Source organism: Pseudarthrobacter cremeus, assembly GCF_051857465.1.
Lineage (GTDB): Bacteria > Actinomycetota > Actinomycetes > Actinomycetales > Micrococcaceae > Arthrobacter.
Map to the genome: position 1 here is coordinate 132,327 of NZ_JBPZHC010000004.1, position 16,844 is coordinate 149,170.

The following is a 16,844-nucleotide window of genomic DNA, read 5'->3' on the forward strand; positions in this document are numbered from 1 at the left end:
GGGCTCTCGCGGTCAGGGAGCAGCACATCCCACTTGGATGCCATGCCCAGTCTGGCGGTTATCCAAAGCCAGCCCGTTGCCTGCACACATGTTTGCCAGCAGCGTGAGCCCCGCACCGTTCATGTAATTGCCCTGTTGACCGGCGGGTGTCACCGAGTCTGTCACGCCGATGAGCGACAACGTTCCCGGGGGAACGAAAATCCAAACATCCGGTTCGAAGGGGAGCACTACCCAGTTCCCCTGCACGTAGACGGTGCCGAAGTCCAAAACGACTGCTTTCGCATGGGATGTGTCCACAGGGCGGCTGACGTTCTCACAGTGAAGTGCCTGTGCGGCAGGAGCGACAAACATCAGCGCGAACGCTGCCGCGCCAATGGCTAGAAATTTCCTGATCATGATGTCTCCACTAGTTGATGAGAGACCGAACACTTGTCGCGGTTCGAACAGCCGCACCCCGGCAATCGCAAGGTTACTCAGCCGGGGCTCTTAGTCAAGATGCTGTAGTTTCGCCGCGCACCACCGGCGTTCCCGTGGCCATCTCCTCGATCCGGGCCAGCACCGCCGGAGCCGTCAGGTTTTCCCCCAGGAGATTGGGTTTGCCCGTGCCGTGGTAGTCCGAGGAACCCGTAACGAGGAGCCCGTGGCGTTCCGCGAGCTTGTGGAGGAAGGCCCGGCCTTCCGCGGGATTGTCCCGGTGGTCGATCTCGAGGCCGGCCAGGCCGGCGTCGATCATGTCCCGGTAGGTCCGCTCGCCAACTATCCGGCCGCGCGCTGAAGCAACCGGGTGCGCGAAGACGGGGACACCGCCGGCCGCGCGGACCAGCTCGACGGCGGTGACGGGGTCGGGTGCGTAGTGCTGGACAAAGTAGCGCGAACGCGACGTCAGGATCGATGCGAAAGCCTCGGCCCGGTCCGAGACCACTCCGGCAGCTACCAGGGCGTCGGCGATGTGCGGCCGCCCGAGCGTGGCGCCCGGCGCCACGTGGTGGATGACGTCATCCCAGGTCAGCGGGTAGTCCTCTGCCAGGAGGGTCACCATGCGCTCAGCCCGCGTCAGCCGGGCGTCCTTGGCTTTGGTGATTTCCTCAAGCAGCCCCGGGTGGGCCGGATCATGGAGATAGCTCAGGAGGTGGACGCTGATGCCCAGCTCAGTCCGGCAGGAAACCTCCATGCCCGGTACAAGTGCCACCCCGCACTCCAAGGCCGCGCGTGATGCTTCCGCCCAGCCGTCGGTGGAGTCGTGGTCCGTCAGCGCGACGACGTCCAGGCCTGCCCGGGCGGCCGAAGCCATCACATCAGCGGGGGCTTCCGTGCCATCGGAAACGTTGGAGTGGGCATGCAGGTCGATCCTCACCAGCCCAGCCTAGTTCACCCCGTCAGCCTGGCGCGGGCGCGCGGCCCGCAGGAGCGCGCCCCGCTGTGGCACCACCTCGGGTGTGGTGGCCCGGCCAGGCTGCTGGTGAGACGATGGTGCGGTGAACTTTGCCGAAAATACCCCTGACTCTGCATCCCAGCCCCTCGACGAGCGCGTCAACAACCGCTCGCAGCGGCCCAGTTCCGAGGCCTTCAAGGCCTTCATGGCCAGCAACTGGGCGCCATCCAGCCAGGAACTGCCCGAGCGTGAGGACGTCGCCACTCATGCCGCTAACCGGCGCAAGGCCATCTCGGGCCTGTTCAAAGGCGAACGCCTGGTCCTTCCTGCCGGCCCCCTCAAGGTCCGCTCCAACGACTGCGACTACCGCTTCCGCCCGCATTCAGGCTTCGCCCACCTGACAGGACTGGGCCTGGACCACGAGCCTGATGCCGTGCTCATCCTGGAACCTGTCCCGGAGGGAACGGGCGACGGCGGCGGCCACCACCGGGCCACGCTGTACTTCCGGCCCCTCGCCGGAAGGGATACAGAGCAGTTCTACGCCGACTCCCGTTCCGGCGAGTTCTGGATCGGTGCGCGGCCGACCCTCGCGGAGTTCGAAGCCCGCCTTGGCCTGGCGACGGCCCACATCGATGAACTCGAATCGGCCATCACCAAGAATGTCGGTGCCCCCGAAATCGGCGGCATCTCCATCCGCCTTGTCCGCAAGGTCGACGAGAACATTGATGCCCTGGTGGACACCGCCCGGTACAACACCGCCAAGGATCCCGAGAACCTTGACCTCGCCGTCCTCGACGCATTGGATGAAAAACTCTCCGAAGCCCTGTCCGAGCTCCGGCTCCTGAAGGACGACTGGGAGATCGAGCAGATGAAGACTGCGGTGGCCGCAACTGTGGAGGGATTCGTGGAAGTGGTCAAGGCCCTTCCCCGTGCACTGACCCATGCCCGCGGCGAAAGGGTCGTCGAAGGCGCCTTCTTTGCCCGTGCCCGCGAAGCCGGCAACGAACTGGGCTACGACACCATCGCCGCCGCCGGCAATAACGCCACCGTGCTGCACTGGACCCGTAACACCGGCATGGTTAATGCCGGCGAACTGCTGTTGCTTGACGCCGGAGTGGAAGCGGACTCGCTGTACACGGCAGACGTCACCCGGACCCTCCCGGTCAACGGCAGGTTCAGCGATGTCCAGCGGAAGGTCTACGAAGCCGTCCTGGATGCCGCGGATGCCGGCTTCGCAGCGGCCCGGCCCGGCACGAAATTCCGGGACATCCACACCGCAGCCACCACAGTGCTGGCCGAACGCCTCGCCGAGTGGGGCCTGCTGCCCGTGAGCGTGGAGGAAGCCGTGAGCCCCGAGGGTCAGCAGCACCGCCGCTGGATGCCGCACGGCACCAGCCACCACCTTGGCCTGGACGTGCACGACTGCGCGCAGGCCAAACGGGAGCTCTACCTTGACGGCGTCCTGACAGCGGGCATGGTCTTCACCATCGAACCCGGCCTCTACTTCAAGAATGAAGACCTGGGCATCCCCGAGGAGTACCGCGGGATCGGCGTCCGGATCGAGGACGACATCCTCATGACGGCCGACGGTCCGGTCAACCTCAGCGCTGAGCTGCCACGCACGGCCGAAGACGTCGAATCCTGGATGGAAGGCATCTACCGCGAGGTCAATCACCAGGTTGGCAACTGAGCCAAGGCCCTGGCAACAGGGCCTTGGCACCCGCAATGGCGCGGAATACCCGCAATCCTGGCAACCCTTGGTGAAGCTCCGATAACAATTCCTTGGCAATCGCTTGCCAATGGGAATCCTGATGAATACGCTTGGCCCGGAGAAAGAAATCGTAGACTGGGTTCAGTTTCGGTTCTCTGCCAATCTATGCCTTCAAAGGAGAAGTTTCATGGGTATGTCACGACCACGTCGGATCGGTGCAATCGCCGCCGCGACCATCTCCGCACTGATGCTTGCCGCGTGCGGAGGCTCAGGCGGATCTTCGGGCCAGACCTCCGGGGCCACACCCGGAAAGGTGGACGGCACCGGTAAGACGCTGAACGTGCTGATGAACGTCACCGCGCAGTATCCCCAGGAGCAGCAGGCCTGGTTCAAGGAAATGAGCGCCAAGTTCAAGACCGAAACCGGGGCGGACATCCAGTGGGAAACGTTCGCTTCCGCGAATGACGAAATGACCCGGATCCAGACCTCTGTTGTTTCGGGCCAGGGCCCGGATGTCTACGGCCTTGGCACCACGTTCACGCCCACGGCATACTCCACCGGAGCCTTCGTCAAACTCGGGGACAACGAGTGGAACCAGCTTGGGGGCAAGGACAGGTTCGTTCCGGCGGCACTGGGCATCTCCGGCCCCGACGAGTCCAACCAGATCGGGATTCCCTTCGTGAGCAGGCCCTTCGTGATGGCCTACAACACGGAGCTGCTGGCTGCTGCCGGCATTGAAAAGCCCGCAACCACGTGGGATGAATTCACTGAGCAGGCAAAGAAGCTCACCAAGGGCGACCAGTACGGCATCGCCGTTGCCTACAAGGACAACTTCGACCCCTGGAAGTACATCTGGGGCATGTCCATCCAGGCCGGCAACCCCATCATTGACGGCAGCAAGGTCCGCCTCGACGACCCCATCACCAAAAAGGCCTACGAGACCTACTTCGGCTGGGTGACCAAGGACAAGGTGGTCGATCCTTCGGCCGTCGGCTGGGCTAACCCGCAGGCATTGGCTGCCTTCGCAGCCGGCAAGGCAGCCTACTTCCCCATGACCTCTCCGCTGTCCATCCCGGCCCTGGATGCATCCGCCGTCAAGGGGAAGTACAAGTACGCCCTGATGCCCACCGTTCCGCCGGGCGAGAAGTCCAACCCCTCCGGCGGCAAGCCGGCCACCAGCATCCTCTCCGGTGACAACCTCGTGGTAGCGGACTACTCGAAGCAGAAGGACCTCGCCTTCGCGTTCATCAAGATGATCACCGACAAGGACGTCCAGCTCAACTACTTCAAGGTCTTCGGCCAGCTGCCCGCCAACCAGGCAGCTGCCAAGGAACTTGCAAGCAATCAGGTGATCGCCCCGGCCCTGGACTCCGGCGCCAAGTCTGTGGCGACGCCGTTCAGCGGCGCCTGGGGCGATGTCCAGCTGTCCCTGACCAACGTCGTTGTCCAATCCATCCCTGACCTTTCCGCCGGTTCGGTCAGCGATGGCAACCTGGCCCAGCGGCTCAAGGACGAGCAGGCCAAGTCACAGACAGCCCTGGACCGGGCCAAGAAGTAAGCCCGGCAGAACAGCTGCGGAAGGTTACCGAAAATGGCTAGCAGCGTTACCGAGCCCCGGCCGTCGGACAGCAGTCCGACGGCCGGGGCGGCCGCCGGACAGGGCGAAATTACCCCGCCAGGGAAGCGGCGCAAAGGGCTCAGCGAGAAAAACAGGCCTCTGTGGCTCCTGATACCCGGCGGACTGCTGATGACGGTTGTCATCCTCATCCCGCTGGCCATGGGCATTTGGATGTCCCTGATCGATCTGGACCAGTACACACTTCGCAAGTGGGTCAGTGCCGAGTTCATTGGCGTCCAGAACTACATTGAAGCCGCGCTCAGCAGCGACCTGCTCCGCTCCATCTGGCTTTCGGTCTCGTTCGCGGTGATTTCCACGGTGGTGACCATCCCGCTGGGCGTGGCTGCCGCCGTCGTCACCCAGAACGCCTACCGCGGCCGCGCACTGGTGCGCTCAATTTTCCTCATCCCCTACGTCCTGCCGTCGTTTGTGGTGGCCAGCGTGTGGCGCACCATGCTGCAGCCGGACGGCATCGTGAATGTGACGTTGAACAACATGGGAATGGGCGGCGGACTGTGGCTTAACGGTCCCAACTCGTACTGGACGCTGGTGTGGGTGGAAATCTGGGCGGCCTGGCCCTTCATTTACCTGCTGGCGCTGTCCGGCCTGCAGGCGGTCGATCACGAGGTCCACGAGGCATCGGCACTTGATGGGGCACTGTGGTGGAACAAGCTGCGTTACGTGATCTTCCCCTACCTTAAGGGCCCCGTCTCGCTTGCCTTCCTGCTGGCCACGTTGAACCACATCAACAACTTCACCCTTCCGTATGTCCTCTTTGGAGCACCGGCCCCGTCGGACGTGAACGTGCTCCCGATCCTGGTCTACGTCACCAGCTTCCAGAGCTTCCGGTTTGGCCTCAGCGCCGCCATGGCAGTTGTGTCACTGATCCTGATTGCCATCCCACTCTTCATCTACCTGCGTGCGGTCCGGCTTGACGTGCACGAAGGAGGAAAGAAATGACCCTCGACGCCCCTCCGAATCCGATCGGGCAGCAGAAGAAGCAGCCCATCCGGCGTGATGCGGCCCTGGAAGTCACACGCCTCATGCCGCGGCCGCTGCTGGCCATTCTCACGGTCCTGCTGTGCGCCCTGGTCCTGACGCCAATCGCGTACATCTTCCTCGCCTCGCTCAACACGGACGTGGGGGTGGCCAGTGGCGAGTTCTGGCCAAGCACTTTCTCCTTGGACAGCTACAGCAAGATCTGGGATTCCGTGGGGCTGGCAAAGGCCATCGGCAACAGCCTGATTGTTTCCGGTGCGACGGCGGTCGTCTCGGCCATCATGGCCATCGGCACGGCCTACGTGCTGGTCCGCTTTGAGTTCCGGGGGCGCCTGACGGTGCTGCGCGGACTGCTGGGGCTCCAGTCCATCCCGGGAACCCTCATGCTGCTGCCGGTATTCGTGCTCTTCTCGTCCGCGGGCACCTACTTGGGTGTGACGGTGATCGGAACACTCTGGGGCCTGTTCATCGCCTACCTGACCTTCGCCTTGCCGTTCTCAACCTGGGTGATGGTCACCTACCTCCGCGGCCTGCCGCGGGAGCTGGAGGAAGCGGCCCGCATCGATGGCGCCTCAAATATCGGTATCCTGTTCCGGATCATCATCCCGCTCAGCTGGCCCGGCATCATCGTCTCGGCCATCTTCGCGTTCCTGCTCGGCTGGAATGACGTGCTGTTCGCCTCCGTATTCACCCGACCGGACACCCATACCGCGGCGGTTGCACTGCAGGTCTTCGCCTCCGCCGTTGAGGGTGGAGCGATTCCGGTGTATTCCCAGCTGATGGCCGCTGCACTGGTCTGCGCCGCTCCCGTGGTGGTCCTGTACTTCATGTTCCAGAAGTACCTCGTGGGCGGCCTGACGGCCGGCAGCGTCAAGTAGGCGGCGCCAAGGGCCGGCGCCAGATAGGCGGCGTCAAACAGGGAGCCTTACGGGCATCTGCACAAACACAAGGAGCGCCAGTCGCTTAACGGGTCAGGCCCGGGGTTGGATTCCCTCCCCCGGGCCTGACGCGTTGGTGCGTAAGATCTCGCGTCGCCGCTTAGCCGATTCGCCGCTACGGCGTGGCTCCGCCGCCGTCTTTGGCAGAATCCGGCTGTGCTTTGGACTGGTCAGCCACGGGCTGCGCCTGGGCCGGCTGGCTTGACGCGGGCTGCTCCGTGACCCGGACGCCGTACTGTGGCCGGCCGTCGGGAAGGTCCGGGTAGCGGACTGCGGCCGGCGCCTTGGCCGGCTGGGCTGCAGCATTTTCCTGCTGGACAGGGTGCTGGCCCGCTTCCGGAACGGCGGTGCTGCCTGCGCCCTGCTGCCCGTACGGATCGTTCCAGCTGGCGGGACGGACGGGGGCCTGACCCTGCTGGGCGCCGGGCTGGTGATCAGTCTGATCCTGCTGGCCCTGCGCGTCGTGGTGGCCGGGCTGGTTGTAGGGCTGGTTCTGGTAGCCCTGCGAACGGTAGGCACCCGTTGCCGCATCGGAGCGGGTCATCGGGAGCTGCTGAAGGAGCCGGCGCGCCTCGTGGGCAGCTTCCATTGAGACCACGACGTCGTAGTTGGTGGCCACCACCTGGCTGGTGGAGGTGAAGTCCCGCTTTCCCCGCTGCATGGCGTACGTGACGATGCCGAACAGCATAAAAAAGGCTGCACCCATCAGCACAGATGCCAGGATGGAGAAATAGCCCGGTGACGGCGCGAAGAAGGAGAGCATCACGCCAACAAACAGGCCGAACCACATACCGCTGAGCGCTCCCGAAAGAGCCACCCGCGGGTAGCTGAGGCGGCCGGTTACCCGTTCCACCATTTTGAGTTCGTTGCCCACAATGGAGACCATGTGAACCGGGAACTGCTGGTCGGCCAGGTAGTCCACCGCCTTCTGGGCATCCAGGTAGGAGGTGTACGAACCGACGGTGTCACCGGCAGGAACCGCACGGGCGTCGTCGGGCCCGGCGGGGCCACCGGCCTTGGGAGCACCAAAAATGTTTGACATACTCCCATTCTTGCCCATCTGCATGTGTGCCGCCTGTAATTCAGCTAAAAGTGAGCAGACTCGGTAGCCTGTAGAGGTGAGTACAACTCCTACACGCGTCTTCGTGGCGCGCCTTCTGGGTCTCGACGTCTTCGACCCGCTGGGTGACCGGCTGGGCCGGCTGCGTGATGTCGTTGTGCTCTCGCGCGGAACCCGCGGTGCACCGCACGTGGTGGGTATCGTCGTCGAGGTTCCGGGTAAAAAGCGCGTCTTTGTGCCCATGACCCGCATTACGTCCATCGACCAGACACAAATCATCTGTACCGGCCTGGTCAACCTCCGCCGCTTTGAGCAGCGCGGCGCCGAGACACTGGTCGTGGCGGAAATGTTCGACCGCCGGGTCACCCTCAGGGACGGCAGCGGTGACGCCACCATCGAAGACATCGCCATGGACCAGCACCGGTCCCGCGACTGGTTCGTCAGCAAGCTCTTCGTTCGGCGCGGCCATTCACTGTCCCCCCTGAGCCGGCTGCGGCGCAACGAAACGCTGATCATCGACTGGGCCGACGCCCTGCAGGGTGCGCGGACCGAACCGCAGGCCGCTACCCAGTTCGTGGCCACGCACGAAGACCTCAAACCTGCTGACTTCGCCGAGGCGCTGCAGGAAATGAGCGATAAACGCCGCTTCGAAGTTGCCAGCGAGCTCCAGGATGAAAGGCTGGCCGACGTCCTTCAGGAGCTCCCGGAAGATGACCAGGTGGAAATCCTCTCAGCCCTGGACGTCCAGCGTGCGGCGGACGTCCTGGAGGAGATGGACCCGGACGACGCCGCCGACCTCCTCGGCGAACTGCCGTCCGCCCAGGCTGAGCAACTGCTGCAGCTGATGGAACCCGAAGGTGCCGAAGACGTCAGGCGGTTGCTCGAATACGACGAGGACACCGCCGGCGGCCTGATGACCCCTGTTCCGGTCATCCTGCCCCCGGAAGCAACAGTCGCCGAAGCTCTGGCGCACGTCCGGCGCGAAGAGCTCTCCCCTGCCCTGGCATCGTCGATCTTCATCGCCCGGCCGCCGCTGGAAACCCCCACCGGGCGGTTCCTGGGCGTGGTCCACATCCAGCAACTGCTGCGGTTCCCCCCGTTCGAACCGCTGGGAAATCTTCTGGACAAGAACCTTGAGCCGTTGTCGGACCAGGCCCACATCAGCGAAGTGGCCCGCACCCTGGCAACCTACAACCTGAACTCCCTTCCGGTGGTCAACGACGCCGGCCGGCTTGTGGGGGCGGTGACTGTTGATGACGTTCTGGATCATCTGTTGCCCGATGACTGGCGGGCCTATGATGGCGAAGCCCCGATAAGAAAGCTTGGAGGCCGCATTGGCTGAGACCAGCGACCCTAAGAATCCCGGCCGGCCGGGCGCCGCCAGGAAAGCAGACAAGGGCGGCCTTGACACCCCGCTGAGCGGCCGCCAGCGCATCCTGCCCAAGTTCTCACCCGATCCGGACGCGTTCGGCCACGCCACTGAAGGTTTCGCCCGGTTTATGGGTACGCCGCAGTTCCTGGTGTACATGACCGTGTTCGTTGTCGTCTGGCTGGTCTGGAACACCTGGGCACCAACGGAGTGGCAGTTCGACTCCCGTCTCCTCGGTTACACCCTTCTGACGCTTATGCTCTCGCTGCAGGCCTCGTACGCGGCGCCCCTCCTGCTGCTTGCCCAGAACCGGCAGGACGACCGGGACCGTGTCTCCCTCCAGCAGGACCGGCAGCGCGCCGAACGGAACCTCTCGGACACCGAGTACCTCACCAGGGAGCTGGCGTCGCTGAGGATCGCCCTGCGCGAAGTGGCCACCCGGGATTACGTCCGGGCAGAACTGCGCTCGCTTCTTGAGGACCTGCTGGAGGCGCAGGAGGAACTGCGGACCCACGATCCTGCGAGGGCCAGCAGCAACGAGTCCCCGCGGGAGAAGGTCAAGGAGAAGCTCAAGGAAAAGCGCGACAAGCAGCGGAACCCGCGCACGCAGCAGATTCCCAAGGTGAAACCGAGCCACGCCGCATACAAGGACGAAAGCCCCCTGGACGCCGCCGTCAAAGATGCGGCCCTCACCGAAGCAGCCCGCCGGGAACCGGTCCTGGAGGACCCCGGCACCCCCAAGCTGCCCCCTATTCCCGAAAGCTGAGTACTGCCCGAATGAGTCCCACCTTGGAGCAGTCAGTACATGCTGCCCTGGCAACCGTCATCGATCCTGAGCTCCGCCGCCCCATTACCGAACTTGGCATGGTGGACTCCGTGGAGGTGTCCGGCAACGGCCGTGTCAGGCTTACCGTCCTGCTCACCATCGCCGGCTGCCCGCTCAAAGGCACCATTACGGCGGATTCCGAAAAGGCGCTGTCCGCAGTTCCCGGAGTGACCGGCGTTGAGGTCGAACTGAAGGTGATGAATCAGGCACAGCGGGACGCCCTGAAGGAACAGCTGCGGGGTGCCGGCGGCCAGCGCGGCATTCCGTTCAACCAGCCGGGCTCCCTCACCAAGGTTTTCGCTGTGGCCAGCGGAAAAGGAGGCGTCGGTAAGTCCTCCGTCACCGTCAACCTGGCGTGCTCCCTGGCCGCCCAGGGACTGCGGGTGGGCATCGTGGATGCCGACGTCTACGGTTTCTCCGTCCCTGCCCTGATGGGCATCACACAGGCGCCCACGCGCGTGGATGACATGATCCTGCCCCCTGTCGCCTACGGCGTCAAAGTGATCTCGATCGGCATGTTCGTGACAGGCAACCAGCCCGTTGCGTGGCGCGGCCCCATGCTCCACCGCGCCCTGGAGCAGTTCCTGACTGACGTCTACTTCGGCGACCTCGACGTCCTCTTCCTGGACCTGCCGCCGGGCACCGGAGACATCGCTATTTCCGTAGCGCAACTGCTCCCCAAAGCCGAGATCCTGGTGGTCACCACGCCGCAGGCTGCCGCAGCCGACGTCGCCGAACGCGCCGGTGCGATAGCCACTCAAACCGGGCAGTCTGTGGCCGGCATCATCGAAAACATGTCTTACCTGGAGATGCCCGACGGCGGGAGAATGGCGCTGTTCGGAAGCGGCGGCGGAGCAGTTCTCGCCGAGAGGCTCACCGCGACGGTGGGTGCCGCGGTGCCGCTCCTCGGCGAGATCCCGCTGGACATCCTGCTGCGTGAGGGCGGCGACGCCGGTCTGCCGATCGTCCTTGGGCGGCCGGAGACTCCTGCAGCCATCGCCCTCACAGGGATTGCGGGCAAATTGGCGGCCCGGCCGCGGGGCCTGACGGGGATGAAGCTGGGCTTACAGCCGCGGTAATCGGACGTCTAGGTAGCTTCGGTATCGAAGGGGGCCGCTTCTCCCGGGGGCAGCACCTGGACAACCCGTTCCGGACGGCTGGAGGGTCCGGATGCCGCGGCTGCGCCCACAGCGGCAGTGCCTGCGACAGCCGCAACAGCTGCGGGCGCTCCGGAACTGACAGGTTTGGTGTCGTCGTCAAGGAGGGCTTCCTTGATGATGCGCCGGGGGTCGTACTGGCGGGGATCGTATTTCTTCCAGTCGACATCGTCGATGTCGATCCCCACTTCTTCCTTGATCTGTTCCCTAGCACCGGAAGCCATGCGGCGGACTTCCTTCACCAGGTTTGCAAGTTTCTGGGTGTATTCGGGCAGCCTCTGGGGACCGATCACGAGGATGCCGATGATCAGCAGGAGGAAGAACTCCGGGCCGTTGATTCCAAACACTTTAGGAAGATTACCCTCTCCGGAGCTCCACTGACGATTCCTGCACCGGGGCAGCTGGACCAGTCCCGATCACGACCCCAGCATTTCTCCGATTTTGCGGATTCCCCGCTCCAGCCGGGCAGCCGGGGATTCGTCAGGGGCGGTGGCCTGCGTCGTGGCAGTCTCCGTGCCGGCACCGGCGTTGATGCCCTCGACAGTAAGCTCACTGAGCCTCTGGAGGAGGGGAACGGCGTCGTCAGCCTGCCCAGGCGGGAGGTCGGACGTCACCAGGAACGTGCCGGCCGCGGTCTTGTAGCTGGCGGTCCAGGGAGCCTCGCCGCTGACCACCAGCTCGCCCACCTTCGGCCCAGCCACCGCAGAATGCTGTTCCACGACCGTGGCGTAGTGCTGGCCGTCCCACAGGTGCATCTCCACGGCCGGGCCGCCGTTGACGGTAACTGCCTTGGCCGTCTGGAGATGGAAGCCGAGCGACTCAAGGCCAGGGCAGACCCAGCCCTCGGACCGCAGGGCGGCCAACTGGGGCGCACTGAGCTCCCTGCCGTCAGCGGGCAGCTGGGTTGCATGCTGGACAAGATTGCCGTTCATGGCTGTCCCGGCCAAGGGGAGGTTGTCCCCCGCCAGCGCAAACGCACTGATAGCCAAAATTCCGGCAGCGGCCGCGGTTCCGCCGGCAGTCAACGCCAGGACCCGGGCAGCAGGATGGCGGACCGGTGCAGGGTCCGGAGCGGCCGCGAGCAACTCGGTCCTGGCCAGCAGGCGTGCCGCCAGGTCCCCGCTTGCCGGCGGCACTGCCGCTTCCCGGAGCCGTTCAATGTACTGGCGTTCGCGGTTCACTGCCGCGGCGCACTCTGTACAGGTCCGCACATGATCGGCGCTGCGGTGATGCCGCCGGCCGAAGGGGTTTTGGGGCGTCATGGTGCCGATCAGAGAATGCCGGCGATGCGCGGCAGCGACAGCTTTGGCTTCCGTCCCTGCAGGGGGCGGGGATCCCGGTGAGCCAACTTTTCGCGCAACATGGTGCGGCCACGGTGGATACGTGACCGTACCGTGCCGAGCTTGACGCCGAGTGCGGCGGACACCTCGTCGTAGGACAGTCCTTCAAGATCGCACAGGACGACGGCGGCGCGGAAGTCCGGCGGCAGCTCCTCAAGTGCGGCCTGGACGTCGAGGTCAAGGTTGTTCAGCTCAAAACTCTGTTCCGGTCCGGGTTCCCGGCCCGGAATCCGGGACTCTGCATCCTCCGCCAACGCGTCGAACCGGATGCGGCTCTTGCGGCGGGCCTGGTCGAGGAACAGGTTGGTGGTGATGCGGTGGAGCCAGCCGTCGAGCGTCCCCGGCTTGAAGTTCTCAAGCGAGCGGAAAACGCGGACGAATACCTCCTGGGTGAGGTCCTCGGCGTCGAACTTGTTCCCGGTCAGGCGGTAGGCCAGCCGGTAGACCTTGGCGGAGTGGTTGGCCACCACTTCTTCCCAGGTGGGCATGACCCAGTCCGCGGCGGAATCTTGTGTTGCAGGGACAGGTGCCACGCCTGATGCTGACATCGTCCACTCCCCTCGTGCATTGCTTGCGCCCGGATAATTTGACATCTCTGGTTCGGCGCCGGCCGCCTTGCGGATGACCGGATACCAATCATTTCAAAATTGGCTGGGAATTACCTGACCGGAGGTGTTTTCAGCCAAAGGCGCAACCGGTTACCCTCCCCGGATGGTACGCGCAGACACAGTAGGCTGTACTAAACACTCCCCTGCCGCCCAGAAAGCGAATCCCCCATGAGCGCCGACAAGTCCACGAGCTGGTCCTATGCAGAAGATCTGCCCGCAGAGGACGAGGTCATGCTTCGGGCGAGGGAGCGCTCTTTCGAGTTGGGGGTGAAACCCATCAGCCGGGGTGTGGGAGCGGTCCTCACGGTGCTTGCTGCAGGATCCAAGGCCCAGACCGCCGTCGAAATCGGAACAGGTGCAGGCGTCTCCGGGGTCTGCATCCTTCGGGGCCTCGGCCCGCAGGCCGTGCTGACCACCATTGACGTTGACGTCGAGCACCTGAAGGCCGCCCGCGAAGCGTTCTCGGAGGCCGGCAGCCCGGCCAACCGCACCCGCACCATCTCCGGCCGCGCAGGCGACGTTCTGCCGCGGCTGACCGACGCCGCCTATGACCTGGTGTTTGTCGATGCCGACAAGCCCGGCCTGCCCGGCTATGTTGAGCAGGCGGTCCGGCTCCTGAAGGCCGGCGGCCTCCTGATCATCAATGACGCTTTGGACAAGGACCGCGTTGCCAACCCCGCTGCCAGGGATGCCAATACTGTAGTCCTCCGCCAGGTGGGCAAGGCCATCCGCGACGACGACCGCCTGGCATCGGCGATGCTTCCCACCGGCGACGGCCTGCTGGTAGCGGTTAAGAAATAGAACAGGCCCCCGATAAAAACAGGGCCTGAAATAAAACAGGGCCCGCAGCATTCAAGCTGCGGGCCCTGGCAACGCGGAATTATTCGGTAACGCCCACGAGGCATTCCTTAAGGTTGGCCGCCTCCGCCGCGTTCAGTTCGACCACAAGCCGTCCGCCGCCTTCGAGCGGAACGCGCATGATCAGGCTGCGGCCCTCTTTGGTGACTTCCATAGGGCCGTCGCCGGTGCGTGGTTTCATAGCCGCCATGAGGAATTTCCCCTCCATTTAGTCCCAGGACATAGCAGCCCGGGCGGGCTGTGTCCGCATGGTCATATCAAGCCGCTATGGCGGCACGTACTGATGCCGCCATGGCTGAACATTTCTGAATGATTTTGTCCTTGCTTACTAACTATTATCCCGTAATTACCCGCACGTAGCTAATCGATGGACATTTCCGGCCGCGTCGGATTCGGCGAATGACCGGCCCGGCGCCGCCCGCTGTCACGGCGGATAATCGCCGCCACCGGGCAGTTGGGCCCATGCCCACAGCCAGACGACCCAGACGATCTGGAGCAGCACAAACATGGTCACCACAGTGCCGCGGTAGGCACGGGACCGGGACAGCAGGGCGGCGCCCAAGGCCATCGGAAACAGCGGCAGCAGCATTCGGAAAGTGCTGGTCTGCGGGTGCAGGAACAGCAACAGGTAACCCATGTAGCAGGCACACCACAGGCGGAGCTCCACCCCGAGCCGGACCACGGGCGGGATGAACAGCATGAGCCCAAACAGCGATGCAAAGACAAATGGCGCCACCACTCCCAGGACGGGCCCGAAAAGGTCGACGCCGGTGTCGAACCAGGGTTTAAAAAGTACAAGGTCGTGCCCGCGCCACACTGTTTCGGTCTTGGTGTAGGCCTCAATGTCGCCGGTGGCTGCCCATGCTGCGGCGGGCCAGAGCAGCGCCGCGGCGCCGCACACAGCGGTCAGGCCGGCCAGCGAGGCCAGCTCTCGCAGGCCTGGGGTGGAGGGCTGCTGAACGCCACGGATGCGCGCCACCAGCCTGAAGATGAACAGGAGCCCCAGCATTACCGCAAAAGGGACCCCCACCGGGCGGGAAAGGCACAACACGACAACCACCGGCATAGCCCAGAGGTAGCGATGCCTGACAACCAGCAGCAACGCCATGGCAAGCAGGAAGAGGGTCAAGGGCTCCGCATAAGGAACCTGGAGAATGGGGGAGACCGGAAAAGACGCGAAGAATGTGACCCCCCACAGGGCCGTACCGTGCGGAGCCTTGTGCCTGAAGAGGCTGTAGACCGCCAGTGCCGCCGCCAAACCTGAAAGCACGGCGATGACCGTCAGCGACGCGGCAGCGCTCCACCCGGTCAGCCCTGACACGGCCCTTCCCAGAGCCGGAAAAAGGGGATAGAACGCCCACGCATTTTCCTGGACGTTGCCCGCGTCGTCCGTCGGAAGGACGGACGGATAACCGTCGGTGACGATCCGCCCATACCAACGTGCGTCCCAGATGTTGATGAACTTCCAGTAGTCAGGCGTCGGAGGAAACCAGGGATTGGGGCCCTGGTGGAGCGCTGCAGCCATGAAGACACAAGCGCTGACAAGCCTCGCGGCGACGTAAAGGGCACCCACCTGCAGCCACCAGGGCCAGCGCCGGAGCGCATCCCCGGTGCGGGCGGCAAAGGCACTGACCGAGGCCGCGGCGCCGGTCCGGCCGCGGGTGTTAGTGCTCAAGCGCCCGGCTCCGGCCGCGCGCGTTCGGCTTCGAGCAGGCGTGTCCGGAGCCGGGCCACTTCCTCATCCTTGGCGGCCAACTGGTCCCGCAGTTCGTCAAGGACCTGGTCCACCTGGTCCATCCGGTAACCACGGAGTCCGAGGGAAAACCGGACGCGGTCGATGTCGGCCGGTGCAGCTGCTGCGGGCAGCAGCACCGGCGGAAGATTGGCGGGGGGCTGTTCGAACCCGCCGGTCAGGAGACCACGTTCGGGCACCGTCGCCCCGGCAGTGTCCATTCCGGCTGTATCCGCCCCGGCAGTGCCCGTTCCGGCGGCAGGGGTACCGTCAGCCGGTCCTCCGCCGCGGCGGAAGCTGCGGAGGATCCCGCGGCGGCCACCGGTGCCGGCCCACAAAGTGGCGCCGATCAGCACTATGGCAAGGAAGACCAGGAAAAAACTCACAGCACCCATCGTGCCAGATCCGGACAGGCGGGCCGCGCGGATGGCCTATTCGGGCCGCTGCTCGCCATTCAGCGAGGGCGTGATGCCCTCATGCAGCACCCGGTCCACGGCCTCGGCTGGATCGTCGACAAGCTGGATCAGGTCCAGGTCCTTTTCCGAGACCATCCCTTCTGCCACCAGGGTTCCCCGGATCCATTCGATCATGGGACCCCAGAAGGCGACGCCGAGCAGCACGATGGGAAACGAGGTCACTTTCCGGGTCTGGACCAGGACCATGGCCTCGAAAAGTTCGTCCAAGGTGCCCAGTCCGCCTGGCAGGACAATGAATCCCTGGGCGTATTTCACGAACATCGTTTTCCGTGCAAAGAAATAGCGGAAGTTGATGCCGAGGTCCACCCACTGGTTCAGGCCCTGCTCGAAGGGAAGCTCAATACCCAGGCCAACCGACACGCCGTTGGCTTCGACGGTGCCCCGGTTGGCTGCCTCCATGGAGCCAGGCCCTCCGCCGGTAATAACCGCCACGCCGGCAGCGGCGAGATGCCGGCCGACTTCGACGCCCATCTCGTAGTACTGGCTTCCCGGCTTGGTCCTGGCTGAGCCGAAGACGCTGACAGCAGGACCGAGGTCGGCCAAGGCCCCGAATCCTTCAACAAACTCGCTCTGGATCCGCAGGACCCGCCAAGGATCTGTGTGGACGAACTGGCCTGGGCCCTTGGTATCAAGCAGATGCTGGTCGGACATTTCCACCGCAGCCTGCTTGCGGCGGAGTTCCAGGGGACCCTTGCGGCGCGGCTGGGAAGTTTTGGCCGGATCTGCGTTGATGCTCATCTCCCAAGGCTAGCCCCACGGCCGCGCCCATGGCGGCAGGTA

Annotated in this window: 18 protein-coding genes; 8 read left to right on the forward strand and 10 right to left on the reverse strand. The window is 64.5% G+C overall.

Annotated elements, in window-relative coordinates; all coding sequences use genetic code 11:
* Positions 1-12: 12 nt before the first annotated feature.
* Positions 13-396 (reverse strand): hypothetical protein, encoded by a 384-nt coding sequence (locus ACS5PJ_RS09130; protein WP_439434591.1) that lies wholly within the window; start codon positions 394-396, stop codon positions 13-15.
* A gap of 94 nt (positions 397-490) precedes the next feature.
* Positions 491-1,354 carry a PHP domain-containing protein gene (locus tag ACS5PJ_RS09135; RefSeq protein WP_439434592.1) on the reverse strand — a complete coding sequence of 288 codons (864 nt, stop codon included), beginning with the start codon at positions 1,352-1,354 and terminating at the stop codon, positions 491-493.
* A 121-nt stretch (positions 1,355-1,475) separates the two neighbouring features.
* On the opposite strand from ACS5PJ_RS09135, the gene ACS5PJ_RS09140 reads away from it, so the two are divergent.
* From ACS5PJ_RS09140 to ACS5PJ_RS09155, 4 genes are all read left to right on the forward strand, one after another.
* Positions 1,476-3,062 (forward strand): aminopeptidase P family protein, encoded by a 1,587-nt coding sequence (locus tag ACS5PJ_RS09140; RefSeq protein WP_439434593.1) that lies wholly within the window; start codon positions 1,476-1,478, stop codon positions 3,060-3,062.
* Positions 3,063-3,276: 214 nt separating this feature from the next.
* A complete protein-coding gene (locus ACS5PJ_RS09145) occupies positions 3,277-4,641 on the forward strand; it encodes an ABC transporter substrate-binding protein (RefSeq protein ID WP_439434594.1) in 1,365 nt (454 codons plus the stop codon).
* Between the two features lie 33 nt (positions 4,642-4,674).
* Entirely contained in the window at positions 4,675-5,661 is a 987-nt protein-coding gene (locus ACS5PJ_RS09150) for a carbohydrate ABC transporter permease (RefSeq protein WP_439434595.1), read from the forward strand.
* An 83-nt stretch (positions 5,662-5,744) separates the two neighbouring features.
* Positions 5,745-6,578, forward strand: a complete 834-nt coding sequence (locus ACS5PJ_RS09155) for a carbohydrate ABC transporter permease (RefSeq protein WP_439434795.1) — start codon at positions 5,745-5,747, stop codon at positions 6,576-6,578.
* A 175-nt stretch (positions 6,579-6,753) separates the two neighbouring features.
* Here ACS5PJ_RS09155 and ACS5PJ_RS09160 read toward each other — a convergent pair whose 3' ends face one another.
* The gene (locus tag ACS5PJ_RS09160) at positions 6,754-7,680 is read right to left on the reverse strand and encodes a YflT domain-containing protein (protein WP_439434596.1); all 927 of its coding nucleotides are present in this window, start codon (positions 7,678-7,680) and stop codon (positions 6,754-6,756) included.
* A gap of 76 nt (positions 7,681-7,756) precedes the next feature.
* On the opposite strand from ACS5PJ_RS09160, the gene ACS5PJ_RS09165 reads away from it, so the two are divergent.
* From ACS5PJ_RS09165 to ACS5PJ_RS09175, 3 genes are read left to right on the forward strand one after another with little or no spacing between them, the layout of a single operon-like run.
* Positions 7,757-9,040 (forward strand): magnesium transporter MgtE N-terminal domain-containing protein, encoded by a 1,284-nt coding sequence (locus ACS5PJ_RS09165; protein ID WP_439434597.1) that lies wholly within the window; start codon positions 7,757-7,759, stop codon positions 9,038-9,040.
* Complete coding sequence (locus ACS5PJ_RS09170) at positions 9,021-9,833, forward strand: DUF1003 domain-containing protein (protein WP_439434598.1); 813 nt, start codon at positions 9,021-9,023, stop codon at positions 9,831-9,833. Before ACS5PJ_RS09165 ends, ACS5PJ_RS09170 begins: the two co-directional genes overlap by 20 nt.
* Positions 9,834-9,844: 11 nt before the next feature.
* Entirely contained in the window at positions 9,845-10,972 is a 1,128-nt protein-coding gene (locus tag ACS5PJ_RS09175; protein ID WP_439434599.1) for an Mrp/NBP35 family ATP-binding protein, read from the forward strand.
* Between the two features lie 8 nt (positions 10,973-10,980).
* On the opposite strand, the gene ACS5PJ_RS09180 is transcribed toward ACS5PJ_RS09175, so the two are convergent.
* The 3 genes from ACS5PJ_RS09180 to sigE form a co-directional block, all read right to left on the reverse strand.
* Positions 10,981-11,397 carry a twin-arginine translocase TatA/TatE family subunit gene (locus ACS5PJ_RS09180; RefSeq protein WP_439434600.1) on the reverse strand — a complete coding sequence of 139 codons (417 nt, stop codon included), beginning with the start codon at positions 11,395-11,397 and terminating at the stop codon, positions 10,981-10,983.
* A gap of 69 nt (positions 11,398-11,466) precedes the next feature.
* Positions 11,467-12,312, reverse strand: a complete 846-nt coding sequence (locus tag ACS5PJ_RS09185; RefSeq protein ID WP_439434601.1) for an anti-sigma factor — start codon at positions 12,310-12,312, stop codon at positions 11,467-11,469.
* 8 nt (positions 12,313-12,320) lie between these two features.
* A complete protein-coding gene (sigE, locus tag ACS5PJ_RS09190; RefSeq protein ID WP_439434602.1) occupies positions 12,321-12,938 on the reverse strand; it encodes an RNA polymerase sigma factor SigE in 618 nt (205 codons plus the stop codon).
* A 228-nt stretch (positions 12,939-13,166) separates the two neighbouring features.
* Here sigE and ACS5PJ_RS09195 point away from each other — a divergent pair, with 228 nt between their 5' ends.
* Positions 13,167-13,799: an O-methyltransferase gene (locus tag ACS5PJ_RS09195; protein ID WP_439434603.1), complete on the forward strand. Its 633-nt coding sequence runs from the start codon at positions 13,167-13,169 to the stop codon at positions 13,797-13,799.
* A gap of 79 nt (positions 13,800-13,878) precedes the next feature.
* On the opposite strand, the gene ACS5PJ_RS09200 is transcribed toward ACS5PJ_RS09195, so the two are convergent.
* The 4 genes from ACS5PJ_RS09200 to ACS5PJ_RS09215 all read right to left on the reverse strand — a co-directional run bounded on the left by ACS5PJ_RS09200 (position 13,879) and on the right by ACS5PJ_RS09215 (position 16,802).
* A complete protein-coding gene (locus ACS5PJ_RS09200) occupies positions 13,879-14,046 on the reverse strand; it encodes a DUF3117 domain-containing protein (RefSeq protein ID WP_009357720.1) in 168 nt (55 codons plus the stop codon).
* A 234-nt stretch (positions 14,047-14,280) separates the two neighbouring features.
* Positions 14,281-15,531 (reverse strand): putative hexosyltransferase, encoded by a 1,251-nt coding sequence (locus tag ACS5PJ_RS09205; RefSeq protein WP_439434604.1) that lies wholly within the window; start codon positions 15,529-15,531, stop codon positions 14,281-14,283.
* Positions 15,528-15,983 (reverse strand): DivIVA domain-containing protein, encoded by a 456-nt coding sequence (locus tag ACS5PJ_RS09210; RefSeq protein ID WP_439434605.1) that lies wholly within the window; start codon positions 15,981-15,983, stop codon positions 15,528-15,530. The genes ACS5PJ_RS09205 and ACS5PJ_RS09210 overlap by 4 nt, the downstream gene beginning before the upstream one ends.
* Before the next feature lie 36 nt (positions 15,984-16,019).
* The gene (locus tag ACS5PJ_RS09215) at positions 16,020-16,802 is read right to left on the reverse strand and encodes an LOG family protein (RefSeq protein ID WP_439434606.1); all 783 of its coding nucleotides are present in this window, start codon (positions 16,800-16,802) and stop codon (positions 16,020-16,022) included.
* Positions 16,803-16,844: the final 42 nt, after the last annotated feature.

Coding starts and splice junctions, on each gene's coding strand:
- ACS5PJ_RS09130 (WP_439434591.1), bottom strand. CDS start 396: ATGATCAGGAAATTTCTAGCCATTGGCGCGGCAGCGTTCGCGCTGATG.
- ACS5PJ_RS09145 (WP_439434594.1), top strand. CDS start 3,277: ATGTCACGACCACGTCGGATCGGTGCAATCGCCGCCGCGACCATCTCC.
- ACS5PJ_RS09150 (WP_439434595.1), top strand. CDS start 4,675: ATGGCTAGCAGCGTTACCGAGCCCCGGCCGTCGGACAGCAGTCCGACG.
- ACS5PJ_RS09155 (WP_439434795.1), top strand. CDS start 5,745: ATGCCGCGGCCGCTGCTGGCCATTCTCACGGTCCTGCTGTGCGCCCTG.
- ACS5PJ_RS09160 (WP_439434596.1), bottom strand. CDS start 7,680: ATGTCAAACATTTTTGGTGCTCCCAAGGCCGGTGGCCCCGCCGGGCCC.
- ACS5PJ_RS09175 (WP_439434599.1), top strand. CDS start 9,845: ATGAGTCCCACCTTGGAGCAGTCAGTACATGCTGCCCTGGCAACCGTC.
- ACS5PJ_RS09185 (WP_439434601.1), bottom strand. CDS start 12,312: ATGACGCCCCAAAACCCCTTCGGCCGGCGGCATCACCGCAGCGCCGAT.
- sigE (WP_439434602.1), bottom strand. CDS start 12,938: ATGTCAGCATCAGGCGTGGCACCTGTCCCTGCAACACAAGATTCCGCC.
- ACS5PJ_RS09195 (WP_439434603.1), top strand. CDS start 13,167: ATGAGCGCCGACAAGTCCACGAGCTGGTCCTATGCAGAAGATCTGCCC.
- ACS5PJ_RS09200 (WP_009357720.1), bottom strand. CDS start 14,046: ATGGCGGCTATGAAACCACGCACCGGCGACGGCCCTATGGAAGTCACC.
- ACS5PJ_RS09210 (WP_439434605.1), bottom strand. CDS start 15,983: ATGGGTGCTGTGAGTTTTTTCCTGGTCTTCCTTGCCATAGTGCTGATC.
- ACS5PJ_RS09215 (WP_439434606.1), bottom strand. CDS start 16,802: ATGAGCATCAACGCAGATCCGGCCAAAACTTCCCAGCCGCGCCGCAAG.